This window comes from Rhodopseudomonas palustris, assembly GCF_003031265.1.
Taxonomy (GTDB): domain Bacteria; phylum Pseudomonadota; class Alphaproteobacteria; order Rhizobiales; family Xanthobacteraceae; genus Rhodopseudomonas; species Rhodopseudomonas palustris_H.
On record NZ_CP019966.1, the window covers coordinates 803,689 to 821,154 of the forward strand.

Genomic DNA, 17,466 nt, shown 5'->3' on the forward strand with positions numbered 1-17,466 from the left:
GGTTCGTGCTTCCCGCGCCGGCAGCGTCTCTCCCCAGACTGGCCCCGCGCTCCCGATGCGCAACCGGGAGGCGGGGTTATTGTTGTCCGGCGGCGCAAGGCCTGCCTCGCCTGGGCCGCCTTGCCGAATGCGTCCTGATCGGGCAAGACTCTTGAAATTCACCAGAATTTCCAAGAGGCCGGTTTGATCGACAAGCTCGAGCTGTTACTCGCGCTCGCCAAGGAGCGGCATTTCGGCCGAGCTGCCGAGGCCTGCGGCGTGACTCAGCCGACGATGTCGACCGGCATCAAGCAGCTCGAAGAAATCTTGGGCGTGATGCTGGTGCAGCGCGGCTCGCGGTTTCTCGGCTTCACGCCGGAGGGCGAGCGGGCGCTGGAATGGGCGCGCCGGATCGTCGCCGACAGCCGCGCCATGCGCCAGGATATCGGGGCGTTGAAGGCCGAGCTGTCTGGGGAGCTGCGGATCGCCGCGATCCCGACCGTGCTCGGCATGGTGGCGCAGCTCACCACGCCGTTCCGCGCGCGGCACCCCAATGTCCGCTTCAGCATCCTGTCCTGCACGTCGTCCGAAGTGCTGGGCTTGCTCGAAAACCTCGAAGTCGACGCCGGGCTGACCTACACCGAGAACGAGCCGGTCGGCAAAGTCCGCAGCGTGCCGCTGTATCAGGAAAGCTATCGGCTGATCACCTCGCCGGACGGGATGTTCGGGGATCGCGATCAGGTGACCTGGCGCGAGGTCGGCCAAGTGCCGCTGTGCCTGCTGACGCCGAACATGCAGAACCGCCGCATCATCGACCGCGCGCTGCGCGCCGCCGGCACCACTGCGCAGCCGACGCTGACGTCGAATTCGATCATCGTGCTCTACACCCACGTCAAGACCGGGCGCTGGGCGAGCGTGATGCCAGCCAAGCTTGCCGAGACGCTCGGGCTCGGCGACGAAGTCCGCACGATTCCGATTGTAGAGCCCAAGGTCGCCTACAGCATCGGCCTCGTGGTGCCGCCGCGCGAGCCCTACACGCCGCTGGTCGCCGCCCTGATGCAGGTGGCCCGCGAAGTCGCGCCGACGCTGCAGAGCTGATCGCGGGCGGTTTGGTGCTGACGGAACTGCTGTGGCGCGCAGGCCGCCGCCACGAGTCATTCCGGGGCGCGAGCGACAGCTCGCGAACCCGGAATCTCCTGGCTTCACAACTGCGAGATTCCGGGCTCGCCGTTGCGCGGCGCCCCGGAATGACGGTGTCAATGCCTCTTGTCGTTGCGGATTCCTTATCGCAGCATTGGACTGCTTTATTGATCTTTTGAACAATTCTTATTCTCATCCGGCGATCCACGACGACGAAGAGCGCCGATGCAATACGAACCATGGGAACCCGCCCGCGCGAGCGAAATCATCGCCGGGCTGACGCACAAGGAAGGCGCGACGCTGCTGATGCTGCACGCGTTGCAGCAGGCGTTCGGCTATGTGCCGCAGGACGCCGAGCCGATGATCGCGCAGGCGCTGAACCTGTCGCGCGCTGAAGTTCATGGCGTGCTCACCTTTTATCCGGACTTCCGCCGGGAGCCGCCGGGCCGCCACGTGCTGAAGCTGTGCCGCGCCGAGGCCTGCCAGGCTGCCGGCGGCGACGCGCTGGTGGCGCATGCGGAGACGCGGCTCGGCGTGACCTTCGGGGCCACCACCGCGGACGGCGCAGTGACGCTGGAGCCGGCCTATTGCCTCGGCCTGTGTGCCACGGCGCCGTCGGCGATGATCAACGAGCGCGTGGTCGGCCGGCTTGATGCCGGCAAGCTCGACGCCCTGCTGGCGGAGGCGCAACGATGAGTTTGCGCATCTTCATTCCGCGCGATTCCGGCGCGCTCGCGGTCGGCGCCGATGAAGTCGCGGCCGCGCTGCTGGCGCAGGCGCATGCGCGAGAGCTGCCGGTCGATCTGGTCCGTCCCGGCTCGCGCGGGCTGTACTGGCTCGAACCGATGCTGGAAGTCGATACGCCGGACGGCCGCGTCGCCTATGGGCCGGTGTCGCCAGCCGATGTGCCGGCGCTGCTCGATGCGATCGTGGCGGGCGAGCCTCATCCGCTGCGGCAGGGGCTCACCGAACAGATTCCATGGCTGAAGCGGCAGACCCGGCTGACCTTTGCGCGCTGCGGCATCGTCGATCCACGCTCGATCGATGATTATCGCGCCCATGGCGGCTATCGCGGGCTCGAACGCGCGCTGAAGATGAGCTCAGATGCGATCATCGACGACGTCGTCAAATCCGGCCTGCGCGGCCGCGGCGGCGCCGGCTTTCCGACCGGCACCAAGTGGCGCACCGTGGCCCAGGCCGGGCGCGGCCAGAAATATATCTGCTGCAATGCCGACGAGGGTGACAGCGGCACCTTCGCCGACCGGATGCTGATGGAGGGCGATCCCTTCATGATCATCGAGGGCATGACGATCGCCGGCATCGCGGTCGGTGCCACCAAGGGCTACATCTATATCCGCTCGGAATATCCGCATGCCGTCGAGGCGATGAACGCCGCGATCGAGGCGGCGCGGCGCACCGGCTATCTCGGCGAGCACATCTGTCACTCGACGGATTCGTTCGACATTGAAGTGAGAGTCGGCGCCGGCGCCTATATCTGCGGCGAAGAGACCTCGATGCTGGAGAGCCTCGAGGGCAAGCGCGGCACGGTGCGGGCGAAGCCGCCGCTGCCTGCGCATAAAGGCCTGTTCGGCCGGCCGACGGTGATCAACAACGTGCTGACTTTCTCTGCGGTGCCCTACATCCTCGATGGAGGCGCCCAGGCCTATGCGGATTGCGGCATGGGCCGTTCGCGCGGCACCAAGCCGATCCAGCTCGGCGGCAACATCAAGCACGGCGGGCTGTTCGAGGTAGCGTTCGGGATCACGCTCGGTGAGCTGGTCGACGACATCGGCGGCGGTACGCTGAGCGGCCGCCCGGTGCGCGCCGTCCAGGTCGGCGGCCCGCTCGGCGCTTACTTCCCGCGCGCGCTGTTCGACACGCCGTTCGACTACGAGGCGTTCGCCGCGCGGAGCGGCATGGTCGGGCATGGCGGCGTGGTGGTGTTCGACGACACCGTCGACATGGCCAAGCAGGCGCGGTTCGCGATGGAATTCTGCGCGCACGAATCCTGCGGCAAGTGCACGCCGTGCCGGATCGGTTCGACCCGCGGCGCCGAGACCGTCGACAAGATCATCGCCGGTGATAAGCCGGCCGCGAACATCGCCGTGCTCGAGGACCTCTGCAACACCATGAAGTTCGGCTCACTGTGCGCGCTGGGCGGCCTGACGCCGATCCCGGTGCTGAGCGCGCTGACGCACTTCCCGGAAGATTTCGGCCTCGCGCCGCGCCGGCTGCAGGCGGCGGAATAAAGGACGACGACATGGCTTTGGTCCACGAAACCGATTTCGGCACGCCGCGCTCGCTCTCCGAAACCATGGTGACGCTGACGATCGATGGCCGCAGCGTCTCGGTGCCCGAGGGCACCTCGATCATGCGCGCCGCGATGGAGATCGGCACCGCGATCCCGAAACTCTGCGCCACCGACATGGTCGATGCGTTCGGCTCCTGCCGGCTGTGTCTGGTCGAGATCGACGGCCGTAGCGGCACGCCGGCGTCGTGCACCACGCCGGTCGCCGACGGTCTCGTCGTCCACACCCAGACCGAGCGGCTCAAGCAGATCCGCAAGGGCGTGATGGAGCTGTATATCTCCGATCACCCGCTCGACTGCCTGACCTGCTCGGCGAACGGCGATTGCGAGCTGCAGGACATGGCCGGCGCCGTGGGCCTACGTGACGTGCGCTATGGATATTCCGGCGAGAAGCATCCCAATCCGGGGCTCGACGAGTCAAACCCGTACTTCACGTACGATCCGTCGAAATGCATCGTCTGCTCGCGCTGCGTCCGCGCCTGCGAGGAAGTGCAGGGTACCTTCGCGCTGACGATCGCGGGCCGGGGCTTCGACTCCGTCGTCTCGCCCGGCATGCAGGAAAGCTTCCTCGGCTCCGAATGCGTATCCTGCGGCGCCTGCGTGCAGGCGTGTCCGACCGCGACGCTGAACGAGAAAAGCGTGATCGAGATCGGCACGCCGGAGCGCTCGGTGGTGACGACGTGTGCCTATTGCGGCGTCGGCTGCACCTTCAAGGCCGAGATGCGCGGCGAAGAGCTGGTGCGCATGGTGCCGTACAAGGACGGCAAGGCCAATCGCGGCCATTCCTGCGTCAAGGGCCGGTTCGCCTGGGGCTACGCCAACCACAAGGAGCGCATCCTCAAGCCGATGATCCGCGCCAAGATCACCGAGCCGTGGCGCGAGGTGAGCTGGGACGAAGCCTTCAGCTACGCGGCGTCCGAGCTGAAGCGGATCCAGGCGAAGTACGGCCGCGACGCGGTCGGCGGCATCACCTCGTCGCGCTGCACCAATGAAGAAACCTTCCTGGTGCAGAAGCTGATCCGCGCCGGCTTCGGCAACAACAATGTCGACACCTGCGCCCGCGTTTGCCACTCGCCGACCGGCTACGGCCTGTCGACCGCTTTCGGCACCTCCGCCGGCACGCAGGATTTCGACTCGGTCGAGCATGCCGACGTGGTGATGATCATCGGCGCCAACCCGACCGACGGCCACCCGGTGTTCGGCTCGCGGCTGAAGAAACGGCTACGCCAGGGCGCCAAGCTGATCGTGATCGATCCGCGCCGCATCGACCTGGTTCGCTCGGCGCATGTCGAGGCTGCGCAGCATCTGCCGCTGAAGCCCGGCACCAACGTTGCGGTGCTCACCGCGCTGGCGCACGTCATCGTCACCGAAGGGCTCGCCAACGAGGCGTTCGTGCGCGAGCGTTGCGACTGGAGCGAATACGAGCACTGGGCGGCGTTCGTTTCCGACGAGCGCCACAGCCCCGAGGCGACCGCCGCCTTCACCGGCGTCGATCCGGGCAGCTTGCGCGAAGCCGCGCGGCTCTACGCCACCGGTGGAAACGGTGCGATCTATTACGGGCTCGGCGTCACGGAGCACAGCCAGGGCTCGACCACCGTGATGGCGATCGCCAACCTCGCGATGGCCACCGGCAATCTTGGCCGGCCGGGCGTCGGCGTGAATCCGCTCCGCGGCCAGAACAACGTGCAGGGATCGTGCGACATGGGCTCGTTCCCGCACGAACTGCCGGGCTATCGCCACATCTCGACTGACTCGGTGCGCGAAAGCTTCGAGGCGCTGTGGAACGTCAAGCTCGACAACGAGCCGGGCCTGCGCATTCCCAACATGCTCGACGCCGCGGTCGAGGGCTCGTTCAAGGCGCTGTATGTGCAGGGCGAGGACATTCTGCAGTCGGACCCCAACACCAAGCACGTCGCGGCCGGTCTCGAAGCGATGGAATGCGTGATCGTCCACGACCTGTTCCTGAACGAGACCGCCAACTACGCCCATATCTTCCTGCCGGGCTCGACCTTCCTGGAGAAGAACGGCACCTTCACCAATGCCGAACGTCGCATTCAGCGCGTCCGCAAGGTGATGTCGCCGAAAAACGGTCTGGAAGATTGGGAAGTCACGCTGCGGCTCGCCGAGGCGGTCGGCTACAAGATGAATTACACCCATCCGTCCGAGATTATGGACGAGATCGCCGCGCTGACGCCGACCTTCACGGGTGTGTCCTACGACCGGCTGGAAGAACTCGGCTCGATCCAGTGGCCGTGCAACGAACGCGCGCCGGAAGGCACGCCGGTGATGCACATCGATCATTTTGTGCGCGGCAAGGGCAAGTTCGTCATCACCGAATACGTCGCGACCGACGAGCGCACCGGGCCAAGATTCCCGCTGCTGCTCACCACCGGCCGCATCTTGTCGCAGTACAATGTCGGCGCGCAGACCCGGCGGACCGCCAACACGGTGTGGCACGACGAGGACCGGCTGGAAATCCATCCGCACGACGCCGAGCAACGCGGGGTGCGCGACGGCGACTGGGTGCGGCTCGCCAGCCGTGCCGGCGAGACTACGCTGCGCGCGCTGATCACCGACCGCGTCGCGCCGGGCGTCGTCTATACGACGTTCCATCACCCCGACACCCAGGCCAACGTCGTCACCACCGAGTACTCGGACTGGGCCACCAACTGCCCGGAATACAAGGTGACGGCCGTGCAGGTCGCGCCGTCGAACGGCCCGTCGGAATGGCAGCGCTCCTATGAGCAGCAGGCGACGGCCGCGCGGCGGATCGCGGTGCCGGCGGAGGCGGCGGAGTGATGGCGCGGCCGACCGTCCACACCGGCAAGACCAAGGTCTGGCGTCACGGCCGGATGCAGCCCGGCACGCGCGCGATCCCCGACGAGACCCCGGTCGCGATCAGCTACAACGGCTCCTCCCAGGCGGTGATGATGGCAACGCCGGCCGATCTGGAAGACTTCGCGATCGGATTCAGCCTGAGCGAAGGCGTGATCGGGCAGGCGGCCGAGATCGACAGCCTGGAGATCGTGCCGCACGACGACGGCGTCGAACTGCGGATGTGGCTCGCGGGCGATGTCGCCGAACGTCTGCAGCAGCGCCGCCGGCATATCGCGGGGCCGACCGGTTGCGGGCTGTGCGGAGTGGACTCGATTGCCGAGGCGGTCCGTCCGGTTGCGACCGTCGGTGCCGGCCGCAGTTTCTCGCCGCAGCAGATCATCGCCGCGATCGAGGCCCTGCCGCCGCTGCAGAAGCTCAACGTTGAAACCCGCGCGGTACACGCCGCTGCTTACTTCACGCCGGAGCACGGCATTGTTCATGTGCGTGAGGACGTCGGTCGCCACAATGCGCTCGACAAGCTCGCCGGCGCGCTCGCCCGAGATCGCATCGATGCAGCGAACGGCCTCGTGCTGCTGACCAGCCGGGTCTCGGTCGAGATGGTGCAGAAGACCGCCGCGATCGGCGCCGCCGTGCTGGTCGCCGTGTCGGCGCCGACCGCACTTGCGGTGCGAATGGCCGAGGCTGCCGGCATTACGCTCGCTGCAATTGCGCGTGCCGATGGCTTTGAGCTGTTCAGCCATCCGCAGCGCATCACCGACATCGATCACAAGGGAGCTGCCGATGTCGCCTGACCGGCTGGTGTATATGGCCAATCAGATCGGCGCGTTCTTCCGCAGCCAGGGGCCTGACAGGGCCGTGCCGGGTATCACCGAGCATTTGAAGAAGTTCTGGGAGCCGCGGATGCGGCGGGCGATCATCGCGCATCTCGAGGCCGGGGGTGATGGACTCGCGCCCGAGGTGCGGGCCGCAGTGGAGGCGTTGAAAGGGGCAACTTAGCAAGGGCGCATGCGACGACGGTCAGTCCGAAAACGGACGGCCGCAACAGGGGAAGGAAACGACATGACCATATTGGATGGGGCCGGACGGCTGTCCGGCGCAAGGCCGGGTATTTTTGATCGCGAACGGATTATCGCTACCGCCGGTTTCAATCGTTGGCTGGTGCCGCCGGCGGCACTTTGTATCCACCTCTGCATCGGCATGGCGTATGGCTTCAGCGTGTTCTGGCTACCGCTGTCGCGCGCGGTCGGGCTATCGGCGCCGAAGGTCTGCGCCGACATGACCATCGTGCAGGAGCTGTTCACCACCACCTGCGACTGGCGCGTCGCCTCGATGGGGTGGATGTACACGCTGTTCTTCGTGCTGCTCGGCGCCTCGGCCGCGGTGTGGGGCGGGTGGCTGGAACGGGTCGGTCCGCGCAAGGCCGGCTTCGTCGCTGCGGTGTGCTGGGCCGGCGGCTTGGTGCTCGGCGCGCTCGGCATCTATCTGCATCAGCTCTGGCTGCTGTGGCTCGGCTCCGGCGTGATCGGCGGCATCGGTCTCGGCCTCGGCTACATCTCGCCGGTGTCGACGCTGGTGAAGTGGTTCCCGGATCGCCGCGGCATGGCCACCGGCATGGCGATCATGGGCTTCGGCGGCGGCGCGATGATCGGCGCCCCGCTGGCCAACATGTTGATGAATTATTTCAAGACCCCGACCGATGTCGGCGTGTGGCAGACCTTCCTGGCGATGGGGCTGATCTACTTCGTGTTCATGACCATCGGGGCGTTCTCCTATCGCCTGGCGCCGCCGAACTGGCGGCCGGACGGCTGGACCCCGCCGGAAAAGAACAACGCCTACATCACCGCGCATCAGGTGCACCTCAAGGACGCGCACAAGACCAAGCAGTTCTGGCTGATCTGGGCGGTGCTGTGTCTCAACGTGTCGGCGGGCATTGGCGTCATCGGTATGGCGTCGCCGATGCTGCAGGAAATCTTCGGCGGCAAGCTGATCGGTCTGCCGGACCTGTCGTTCAATCAGCTGTCGGCCGAGCAGAAGACCGTGATCGCCGGCATCGCCGCCGGCTTCGCCGGTCTGCTGTCGCTGTTCAACATCGCTGGCCGGTTCTTCTGGGCGTCGCTGTCCGATCACATCGGCCGCAAGAACACCTATTATGTGTTCTTTCTCCTCGGCATCGTTCTCTACGCGCTGGCGCCGACGCTCGCCGCGATGGGCAGCAAGGCGCTGTTCGTGCTCGCCTTCGGCATCATCCTGTCGATGTATGGCGGCGGCTTCGCCACCGTGCCGGCGTATCTGGCCGATATCTTCGGCACTCAGTTCGTCGGCGCCATCCACGGCCGGCTGCTGACCGCCTGGGCGACCGCCGGCATCATCGGCCCGGTGGTGGTCAATTACATTCGCGAAGCGCAGATCGCCACCGGCGTGCCGCGCGCGCAGGTGTATGACTTCACGATGTATATCCTCGCCGGCATGCTGGTGCTCGGCCTGATCTGCAACGCGATGGTCAAGCCGCTCGCCGACAAGTGGTTCATGAAGCCCGAGGAGGTTGCCGCGCTACAGGCCAAGGGTGCAGCCGCCAATGTCGGCGGCGGCTCCTACGGCATCGGCAAGGGTGGGCTCGATGCCCGTGCCGCGGCGTTCTGGCTGTTCGTCGGCGTTCCGCTCGCCTGGGGCGTTTGGATCACGCTGCAGAACGCGATGAAGATCTTCTGATCCTGGCCAAAGCCGCGGGACGGCGGTTCGCCGCCGTCCCGCTTTTGATTTGATCGTTTGGTTTGAGCTACGCGCTTCATTGCACTGCATCGATTGCGGCGCAGCGAATGTTCATCGCGATTCACTCGCAATCGTTCTTCTCTCCCGAAACGGATGTGATAGCGTCTCGCCACCGGCGTCTTCCGCCGGCGACGATCCGACGCGAACCGTTCCAACTAATAAGAATCAAAGCGGCCGGAATGGCCGCCGAGGGAGTGAACGAGATGACATCGGTCTTCACACGATCCGCTGTTGCCTGCGCCATTGCATTGGCGGCGGCCGCGGCGATATCGCAGGCTGGCGCGCAGGGGCTGAAGAAATACGAATCCGGCAGCAAGGAATTCTGGACCAACCCGCCGCCCGATTGGTTCCTCGGCGACGAGACCGAAGCGCAGAAGGGCCTCGCGCCGCCGGCCGGTCCGCCGACTGGGTCGTCCGACGCCGAACTCGCAGCGATGATGAAGAAGATCAAACTGCCCCCGGGCTTCAAGATCGAGGTCTATGCCTCGGGCGTGCTCGCCGCGCGGCAGATGGCGTGGGGCGACAACGGCACGCTGTTCGTCGGCTCGTTCGGACTCGGCAACGTCTATGCGATCACCGACAAGGACGGCAAGAAGCAGGTCAAGACCATCCTCAAGGGCCTGAAGATGCCGACCGGCCTCGCCTATCGCGATGGCGCTTTGTACGTCATCGATATCGACAAGCTGATCCGCTACGACAATGCCGAAGCCAACCTGGATAATCTTGGCTCCGGCAAGGTCGTCTATGACGACATGCCATCCTACGTGGCGCACGGCTGGAAGTATCTCGCCGCCGACAAGGACGGCTGGTTCTACGTGCCGTTCGGTCCGCCCTTCAACATCGGCATCCCGCCGACCTCGGTGTCGCAGATCCGCCGCGTTGATCCCAAGACCGGCAATGCCGAGATCGTCGCGCTCGGCGTGCGCAACTCCGTCGGCGGCGACGTCGATCCGCGCACCGGAAAATACTGGTTCACCGAGAATGCGCGCGACTGGATCAGCGACGACATGCCGAGCGACAAGCTCAACATGATCGCCAAACTCGGCGAGCATTTCGGCTATCCGTATTGCCATCAGGGCGACATGCCGGATCCGAAATTCGCGATGGGGCATCAGTGTTCGGAGTTCACCCCGCCGGTCCTCAATCTCGGCGCCCACGTCGCTCCGCTCGGCATGAAGTTCTACACCGGCGACCAGTTTCCGGCCGACTTCAAGAACGCGATTCTGATCGCCGAACACGGCTCCTGGAATCGGCACAAATATCAGGGTGGCCGGATCGTCAAGGTGACAGCCGATCCCGACGGCAAGAACGCCAAGCAGGAGGTGTTTGCCGACGGCTGGATCGAAGGCGATCAGGGCTATCTCGGCCGCCCGGCCGATATCGTTCTGGCCAAGGACGGTTCGATCCTGGTGGCCGACGACTGGGCCGGCGCGATCTATCGCATCAGCTACAGCAAATGAGCTCGAGCTGAGCGCACTCTCCCCACGTCGTCATTCCGGGGCGCCGCGCAGCGGCGAACCCGGAATCCATGCTCCCCGTGCCGTTTGTGAGGCCCGACCACCGCCCTCGTGATTCACCCCCGATCGCAGTGGTTATGGATTGCGGGCCTTCGCCCCGGCCGGCTGCGCCGACCGCGACGAATCCCGGAATGACGAACTCCAACCACAAGCTCTGAGCCAACAGAGGCCCCTTGCATGACTCGCCTGCTTCCTGCGCTGTCGTTCTGTTTTGGTCTGCTTGCCTCCCCTCTCGTCGCCGGCGACATCGAGGCCGGCAAGGCCAAGGCTGGTGTGTGCACCATCTGCCACGGCGAGAACGGCATCTCCAAGATGGAGTACACCCCGTCGCTGGCCGGACAGCCCGATCTCTACATTCAATGGCAGCTGGTATTCTTCCGCGCCGGCACCCGCGAGAACGCCAATATGCGCTCGGTGGTCGAGGATCTCAGTAACGAGGACATCCGCAATCTCGGGGCGTATTTCGCCTCACTGCCGCCGATGAAGAATCTGAAGCCGGATGAAAAGCCCGAGCTGTCGCGCAAGGGCGCCGAGGCCGCGGTGGGGCGGCGCTGCGCATCCTGCCACACCGACAGCTTCGCCGGCACCAAGGCGACCGCTCGGCTCGCCGGTCAGCGCGAAGAATATCTGATCAAGGCGCTGAACGAATTCAAATCCGGCCAGCGCTCCGGCGGCGCGATGGCGGCGATGGCCGACGTCGCTTATCAGCTCAGCGAAGAAGAGATCTACGCGCTGGCGCATTATCTGGCGCATTTGAATTAGGGTGTTTCGTCGATCGTTCACTACGATTGGGAGGCTGCCAAGCACCGCCTTGTCACCGTCGTTGGGAGGCCGAGTACGCGCCAAAATGGTCATTCCGGGGCGCGCGTGAAACGCGCGAACCCGGAATCTCGATTTAGCGGATCACCCCTCGATAACCTCTGGATTCCGGGTTCGCTCACTGGCGTGAGCGCTCCGGAATGACGGGGGTGGGCGTTGACCTGCGAGCTTGATGACAGGGCAGGGCTGTCGACCTGTCTGCATCACTCGTTTCATCCCAGGAACCAATCCGCATTCACGCCGTAGTCCAGCGGCGGACGACTCTCTCGCACAGTTGGATCGACACGGCAGCGATGGCTTCGATCGCCGCGAGAGCCGCGCCGCCATCACTCTGTCCTTCTGCGCGAGGTTCCATGGCCGACAAGCATCCCGAACTGAAATCCGCCAAGCTGGCCGACGCATCGATCCATCGCGGGCCTGGCGGTGAGACCCATCAGGTTGCCAGCGGCGATATGCCGGCGCTCACCAGTCGGCAGGGCATTCCGATCAGCGACAATCAGAACAGCCTGAAGATCGGCCGGCGCGGGCCGACGCTGATGGAAGACTTTCTATTCCGCGAGAAAATCTTCCACTTCGACCACGAGCGTATCCCCGAGCGCGTCGTGCATGCGCGAGGTTTCGGCGCCCACGGCTTCTTTGAGACCTATGAGTCGCTGTCGGACATCACCGCTGCCGACATCTTCCAGCGCGCCGGCGAGCGAACGCCGGCTTTCGTGCGGTTCTCGACCGTCGCCGGCAACAAGGGCTCATCGGATCTGGCGCGTGACGTCCGCGGCTTCGCCGTCAAGCTCTACACGCGCGAAGGCAACTGGGACATCGTCGGCAACAACATCCCGGTGTTCTTTATCCAGGACGCGATCAAGTTTCCCGATCTGGTGCACGCCGCCAAGCAGGAGCCGGACCGCGGCTTCCCGCAGGCGCAAACCGCGCATGACAATTTCTGGGACTTCATCTCGCTGATGCCGGAATCGATCAACATGGCGCTGTGGATCATGTCCGACCGGACGATCCCGCGCTCGTTCCGGTTCATGGAAGGATTCGGGGTCCACACCTTTCGGCTGATCAATGCCGAGGGCAAATCGACCTACGTCAAGTTTCACTGGAAACCGAAGCTCGGGATGCAGTCGGTGGTGTGGAACGAGGCGGTGAAGATCAACGGCGCAGACCCGGACTTCCACCGTCGCGATCTGTGGGGTGCGATCCAGGCCGGCGACTATCCGGAATGGGAGCTTGGCCTGCAGCTGTTCGACGACGCCTTCGCGGACGAATTCGAGTTCGACATTCTCGACGCCACCAAGATCATTCCGGAAGAGCGCGTGCCGATCCGCCGCGTCGGCCGGCTGGTGCTCGATCGCACCGTCGATAATTTTTTCGCCGAGACCGAGCAGGTCGCGTTCCACACCGCCAACATCGTGCCGGGCGTCGACTTCACCAACGATCCGCTGCTGCAGGGCCGCAACTTCTCCTATCTCGACACCCAGCTGAAACGGCTCGGCACCACCAATTTCACCGACCTGCCGATCAACGCCCCGAAGTGTCCGTTCCACAGCTTCACGCAGGACGGCCACATGGCGTTCAACAACCCGCGCGGCCGTGTCAACTACGAGCCGAACAGCTGGGGGACCGGACCGCGCGAGACGCCGAAGGGTTTCCGCAGCTTTCCGGCCGAGGAAACCGGCGAGCGGCGCCGCGCCCGCGGTGAACTGTTCGCCGATCACTACAGTCAGGCGCGGCAGTTCTACGTCAGCCAGAGCGAGATCGAGCAGACGCACATCAAGGACGCGTTCGTGTTCGAACTCAGCAAGGTCGAGACGCCGGCGATCCGCGCCCGCGTGGTGTCGCATCTCGTCAATGTCGACAAGACGCTCGCCCAGATGGTCGCCGACGGTCTCGGCATCAAGCTGCCGGCGGCTGCCGAGCCAGCCCGCAAGCCGATCACGGATTTGCCGCCGTCGCCGGCGCTCAGCATCGTCAAGAATGCGCCGGGCAGCTTCAAGGGCCGCAAGCTCGGCATTCTGGTCAGCGACGGCGCCGACGCCAAGCTGCTGGCGGCGCTGGAGGCCGCCGCCACGCAGCAAGGCGCGATGGTCGAACTGATCGCCCCGAAGGTCGGCGGCTTCACCGCGTCCGATGGTAAGCCGCGGCCGGCGAAGCAGAAGGTCAATGGTGGTCCGTCGGTGCTGTACGATGCGGTCGCGGTACTGCTCTCGCCAGACGGCGCCCTGCAACTGCAACAAGAAGCGACCGCGCGCGACTTCGTCGCCGACGCCTTCGCCCACGCCAAGTTTATTGCGGTCACCAAGGATGCGGCGGCGCTTCTGGAGAAGGCCGGCGTCGAACCCGACGGCGGCGTGATGAGTCTCGGCGGACCGAAGGACGCCGAGCGTTTCCTGGAGCTTTGCTCGCAATTGCGGTTCTGGGAGCGCGAGCCGAAGGTTCACGCGGTGTAACTAAGCTTTCTATTCTGCGACATTGATGGCGCGCGGCGGAGTCAGCTTCGCCGCGCGTCGCATTCCATTTGCCGGAATACAACAAACACTCGCCGCCGCCGCGGGCTTGTTCTACACACGGAGCCATGAGTGAGCTTCGAACACCGGGCGCGTCAGGCGCGACCCTCGGGACGACAGAGGCGGCGACAGCGGCGGTCGCCGCACGCATCGCGCGTTGGCGGGCGCTAGCCGCAGATCGATCCGGCACCGATCCGTTCATACCGATGGCCGAGGCCGCTCTGTTCGAGATCGGCCTTCCCGGCAGCGATGCGGCGCTCGACAGCTACGGGGCGATCGCACAGGCCGAACGGGCGATTGCGGCGTCGACCGGCGAACTCGGTCTCGCCACGGCGTTTGCCGGGCGCCAACTGATCGCGCGGTTCTTTATCGCCGGCTTCGCCGACGCGGCGCAGCGCGGCGAGCTGGTGCCGCGGATCGCTTCGGGGCGCGGCTGGGCCGCGGTGGCGATCTCGGAGCCCGGTGCCGGTGCGCATCCGAAGCATCTCCAGACGACCGCCGAACAGCGGGCCGACGGCTACGTCATCAACGGCCGCAAGGCGTGGATCACCAACGGTCCGGTCGCCGATTTGTTTCTGGTGCTGGCGATCACCGGCGTCGAGCAGGGCCGCAAGCGCTACGGCCTGTTTCTGTTGCCGCGCGGCACCGAAGGATTGACGCTGACCCCGATGCCGTCGCTCGACGTGCTGAAGCCGGCCTCGCATTGCGAACTGAGCTTTGAGAACTGCGTCGTGCCGGCCTCGGCGCGGATCGGCACGATGCCGGATGCCTATCCGGCGATGGCGCTGCCGTTCCGCGATCTCGAAGATACGGTCGCCACCGCGACCACTGTCGGCTTCCTCGATTGGCTGCTGCACACGGTCGCGGCGCGGATCGCGAACAGCGAAGAGAACGCACTGACGCTCGGCCGCCTCGCTGGACTGCTGTCGCTGGCACAAGCGGGAAGCGCCGCCGCGGTGCAGGCGCTGGACAGCGGCGAGCCACCGATTGGCGCGCGCGTCATCGGCGTCCGTAGCCTGGCGCGTATGCTCGTCGAAGAGCTGCGCGCGCTGCTTCCGCCGGATCGGATCGACGATCAACTCACCCGATCGCTGGCGGCGTTCGACGTGCTGGCTAATGTGGCGCGCGAGCCGCGCAAGCAGCGGCAGATCGCCCTCGGCCAATCTCTCTGGAGCAATCAATAGCTATGACTGCGAATCTGCCGATGCAATCCATCGAGGCCGTCACCGCAGGTTTGGCATCGGTCGGCTATATCGCCAGCCGCCAGATCGCCACTGCGGTGTATCTGGCCGAGAAGATCGAGAAGCCAATCCTGGTTGAAGGCCCCGCCGGCGTCGGCAAGACCGAACTGGCCAAAGCGCTGGCGAGCTGGCGCGGCCTACAAATGATCCGGATGCAGTGCTACGAGGGGCTCGACGAGGCCAAGGCGCTGTACGAGTGGAAATACGCCAAGCAGCTGCTCTACACCCAGATCCTCAAGGACAAGCTCGGCGAAGTGCTAGGCGGCGCGCAGACACTGACCGATGCGCTCGGTCGGCTGCACGATTTTGGCGACGTATTTTTCTCCAAGGAATTCGTCGAGCCGCGACCTCTGCTCAAGGCGCTGGAGCAGCCGCAGGGCTGCGTGCTGCTGGTCGACGAGATCGACAAGTCGGACGCCGAGTTCGAGTCGCTGCTGCTCGAAATCCTGTCCGACTACCAGGTGACGATCCCCGAGCTTGGCACCATCAGCGCGACGGTGAAGCCGCTGGTGCTGCTGACCTCGAACGGCGAGCGCGACCTGTCGGATGCGCTGAAGCGGCGCTGCCTGCATCTGCACATCGGCTTCCCCGAACAGAAGCTGGAGGAGCGCATCGTCGAGAGCCGCGTGCCCGGCGCCGGCGAGACGCTGCGCAAGCAGATGGTCGGCTTCATCAACCAGATCCGTGCGCTCGATCTGAAGAAGCTGCCGTCGGTCAGCGAGACGATCGACTGGGCGCGGGTGCTGGTGCTGCTGCAGGCGAGCGAGCTCGACCACCAGACCGTGAAGGACACGCTCAACGTGCTGTTGAAGTACGAAGCCGACATCGAAACCGCGTTGCCGCAGGTCTCCGGCTTCGTCGCCAAGGCCGGGCGCGAGGGCGTGTTCGGCTGATGCGCGAGGAGCTGCACCGCTTCTTCCGGGCGGCGCGCGGCGCCGGCGTGCGCGTGTCGCCGGCCGAGAGTATCGACGCGATGCGGGCGGTGTCGGAGGTCGGCTTTGCCGATCGCGGCCTGTTGCGCGACACCCTGCTGGTGACGCTGGCCAAGACCCAGGACGAGAAGCAGGCGCTGGCGCAATGCTTCGATCTGTTCTTCAGCCGGCCCGAGCCGAAGACCAATGCGGACGCCGCGGAAGGGGCCGATCAGCAGTCCGAAAGTGGGGCATCACCGTCGCAGCTGAGCGGCAACAGCGCGCCAGGGCAGGGCGGCGGTGAAGACTCGGCGCCGCCGGAGCTCGGCGAGCTCGCACAGATGCTGCTGGCGCAGGATCGCAGCGCAGTTGCCGCCGCGCTCGCCGGCGCGGCGAACGAAGCATCGCTCTCCAACATCCGGTTCTTTACCCAGCGCGGCCTGTTTCAGAGCCGGATGATGGAAGCGCTCGGCGTCGGCCAGTTGCGCGACGATCTCGACCGGCTCAAGGCCGATGATTCGGCGCAGGCGGAACGGCTCACGGCGGCGCTCGACGGCCTGCGTGACAGCGTGCGCGAAATGGTGGCGCAAGCGCTGCTGCTGTACGGCCGCGAGGAGGCCGAAAACCTGCGCCACGAGGTGCTGCGCAATGCGCCGATGATGCGGCTGGAGCGACGCCAGGTCGAGCAGATGAAGGAGCTGATCCGCGCCATCGCGCGGCGGCTTCGCGAGCGCTACAGCAAGCCGCGCAAGCGGCAGCGCCGCGGCCATCTCGACGTCCGCCGCACCATCCGCCGCAACGCCGCCTGGGGTAACATTCCGTTCCTCACCGCCTGGAAGCGGCGGCATCGCGACCGGCCGCAGATCGTGGCGCTGTGCGACGTCTCCGGCTCGGTGGCGCAGGTGTCGGATTTTTTCCTGCTGCTGATCCATAGCCTGCACGAGGTGGTCGACGATGTCCGATCCTTCGCCTTCTCCGGCCACCTGATCGAGGTCAGCGACATTCTCGACAAGCAGGAGCCGGAAGCTGCGATGCGCGAGATCATGTCCAAGGTCGGCTTCGGCTCGTCCGATTACGGCGCCTCGCTGGCGGATTTCGAAAAGCGCTGGCTGCGCGCAGTGACGCCGAAGACCACGGTGATCGTGCTCGGCGACGCCCGCAGCAACAATCTCGATCCGCGCACCGACATTCTGCGCACGATCTCGGAGCGCGCCAAGCGCGTGGTCTGGCTCAATCCCGAAGGCCGGATGGGCTGGGGCTGGGGCGATTCGGAAATGTTCCGCTACGCGCCGTTCTGCAACGTGGTCCGGCAATGCGCCACCGCCAAGCAGCTCGAACGCGCGGTCTCGGACATCGTGGCAGCTTATCAGTAGCCGCTGGACGGCGCCGGCCTGTCTTGCGCCGACCGGCTGCACACGTGGTTCAATTTCGCGATAG

13 protein-coding genes are annotated in these 17,466 nt (G+C 65.6%); all 13 read left to right on the top strand.

Annotated elements, in window-relative coordinates; all coding sequences use genetic code 11:
- Nucleotides 1-183 precede the first annotated feature (183 nt).
- The 13 genes from RPPS3_RS03800 (at nucleotide 184) to RPPS3_RS03860 (ending at nucleotide 17,402) form a co-directional block, all read left to right on the top strand.
- Entirely contained in the window at nucleotides 184-1,077 is an 894-nt protein-coding gene (locus tag RPPS3_RS03800; protein WP_107342917.1) for a LysR family transcriptional regulator, read from the top strand.
- Nucleotides 1,078-1,344: 267 nt separating this feature from the next.
- Entirely contained in the window at nucleotides 1,345-1,815 is a 471-nt protein-coding gene (locus tag RPPS3_RS03805; RefSeq protein ID WP_107342918.1) for a formate dehydrogenase subunit gamma, read from the top strand.
- Nucleotides 1,812-3,368 (top strand): formate dehydrogenase beta subunit, encoded by a 1,557-nt coding sequence (locus tag RPPS3_RS03810; RefSeq protein WP_107342919.1) that lies wholly within the window; start codon nucleotides 1,812-1,814, stop codon nucleotides 3,366-3,368. Before RPPS3_RS03805 ends, RPPS3_RS03810 begins: the two co-directional genes overlap by 4 nt.
- Nucleotides 3,369-3,379: 11 nt before the next feature.
- Nucleotides 3,380-6,226, top strand: coding sequence for a formate dehydrogenase subunit alpha (gene fdhF, locus RPPS3_RS03815; RefSeq protein ID WP_107342920.1), 2,847 nt, complete (start codon nucleotides 3,380-3,382; stop codon nucleotides 6,224-6,226).
- Entirely contained in the window at nucleotides 6,226-7,056 is an 831-nt protein-coding gene (fdhD, locus tag RPPS3_RS03820) for a formate dehydrogenase accessory sulfurtransferase FdhD (protein ID WP_107342921.1), read from the top strand. Before fdhF ends, fdhD begins: the two co-directional genes overlap by 1 nt.
- Complete coding sequence (locus tag RPPS3_RS03825) at nucleotides 7,046-7,261, top strand: formate dehydrogenase subunit delta (RefSeq protein ID WP_107342922.1); 216 nt, start codon at nucleotides 7,046-7,048, stop codon at nucleotides 7,259-7,261. Before fdhD ends, RPPS3_RS03825 begins: the two co-directional genes overlap by 11 nt.
- A gap of 63 nt (nucleotides 7,262-7,324) precedes the next feature.
- Nucleotides 7,325-8,974 (top strand): OFA family MFS transporter, encoded by a 1,650-nt coding sequence (locus RPPS3_RS03830; RefSeq protein WP_107342923.1) that lies wholly within the window; start codon nucleotides 7,325-7,327, stop codon nucleotides 8,972-8,974.
- 263 nt (nucleotides 8,975-9,237) lie between these two features.
- Entirely contained in the window at nucleotides 9,238-10,494 is a 1,257-nt protein-coding gene (locus tag RPPS3_RS03835; RefSeq protein ID WP_107346418.1) for a PQQ-dependent sugar dehydrogenase, read from the top strand.
- A gap of 234 nt (nucleotides 10,495-10,728) precedes the next feature.
- Nucleotides 10,729-11,313, top strand: coding sequence for a c-type cytochrome (locus RPPS3_RS03840; RefSeq protein WP_107342924.1), 585 nt, complete (start codon nucleotides 10,729-10,731; stop codon nucleotides 11,311-11,313).
- 410 nt (nucleotides 11,314-11,723) lie between these two features.
- Nucleotides 11,724-13,820 carry a catalase gene (locus RPPS3_RS03845; RefSeq protein ID WP_107342925.1) on the top strand — a complete coding sequence of 699 codons (2,097 nt, stop codon included), beginning with the start codon at nucleotides 11,724-11,726 and terminating at the stop codon, nucleotides 13,818-13,820.
- A 263-nt stretch (nucleotides 13,821-14,083) separates the two neighbouring features.
- Nucleotides 14,084-15,061, top strand: a complete 978-nt coding sequence (locus RPPS3_RS03850; RefSeq protein WP_234820087.1) for an acyl-CoA dehydrogenase family protein — start codon at nucleotides 14,084-14,086, stop codon at nucleotides 15,059-15,061.
- 2 nt (nucleotides 15,062-15,063) lie between these two features.
- Nucleotides 15,064-16,011, top strand: a complete 948-nt coding sequence (locus tag RPPS3_RS03855) for an AAA family ATPase (RefSeq protein WP_107342927.1) — start codon at nucleotides 15,064-15,066, stop codon at nucleotides 16,009-16,011.
- Nucleotides 16,011-17,402 (top strand): vWA domain-containing protein, encoded by a 1,392-nt coding sequence (locus RPPS3_RS03860; RefSeq protein ID WP_107342928.1) that lies wholly within the window; start codon nucleotides 16,011-16,013, stop codon nucleotides 17,400-17,402. Before RPPS3_RS03855 ends, RPPS3_RS03860 begins: the two co-directional genes overlap by 1 nt.
- The last annotated feature ends 64 nt before the right edge of the window (nucleotides 17,403-17,466 follow it).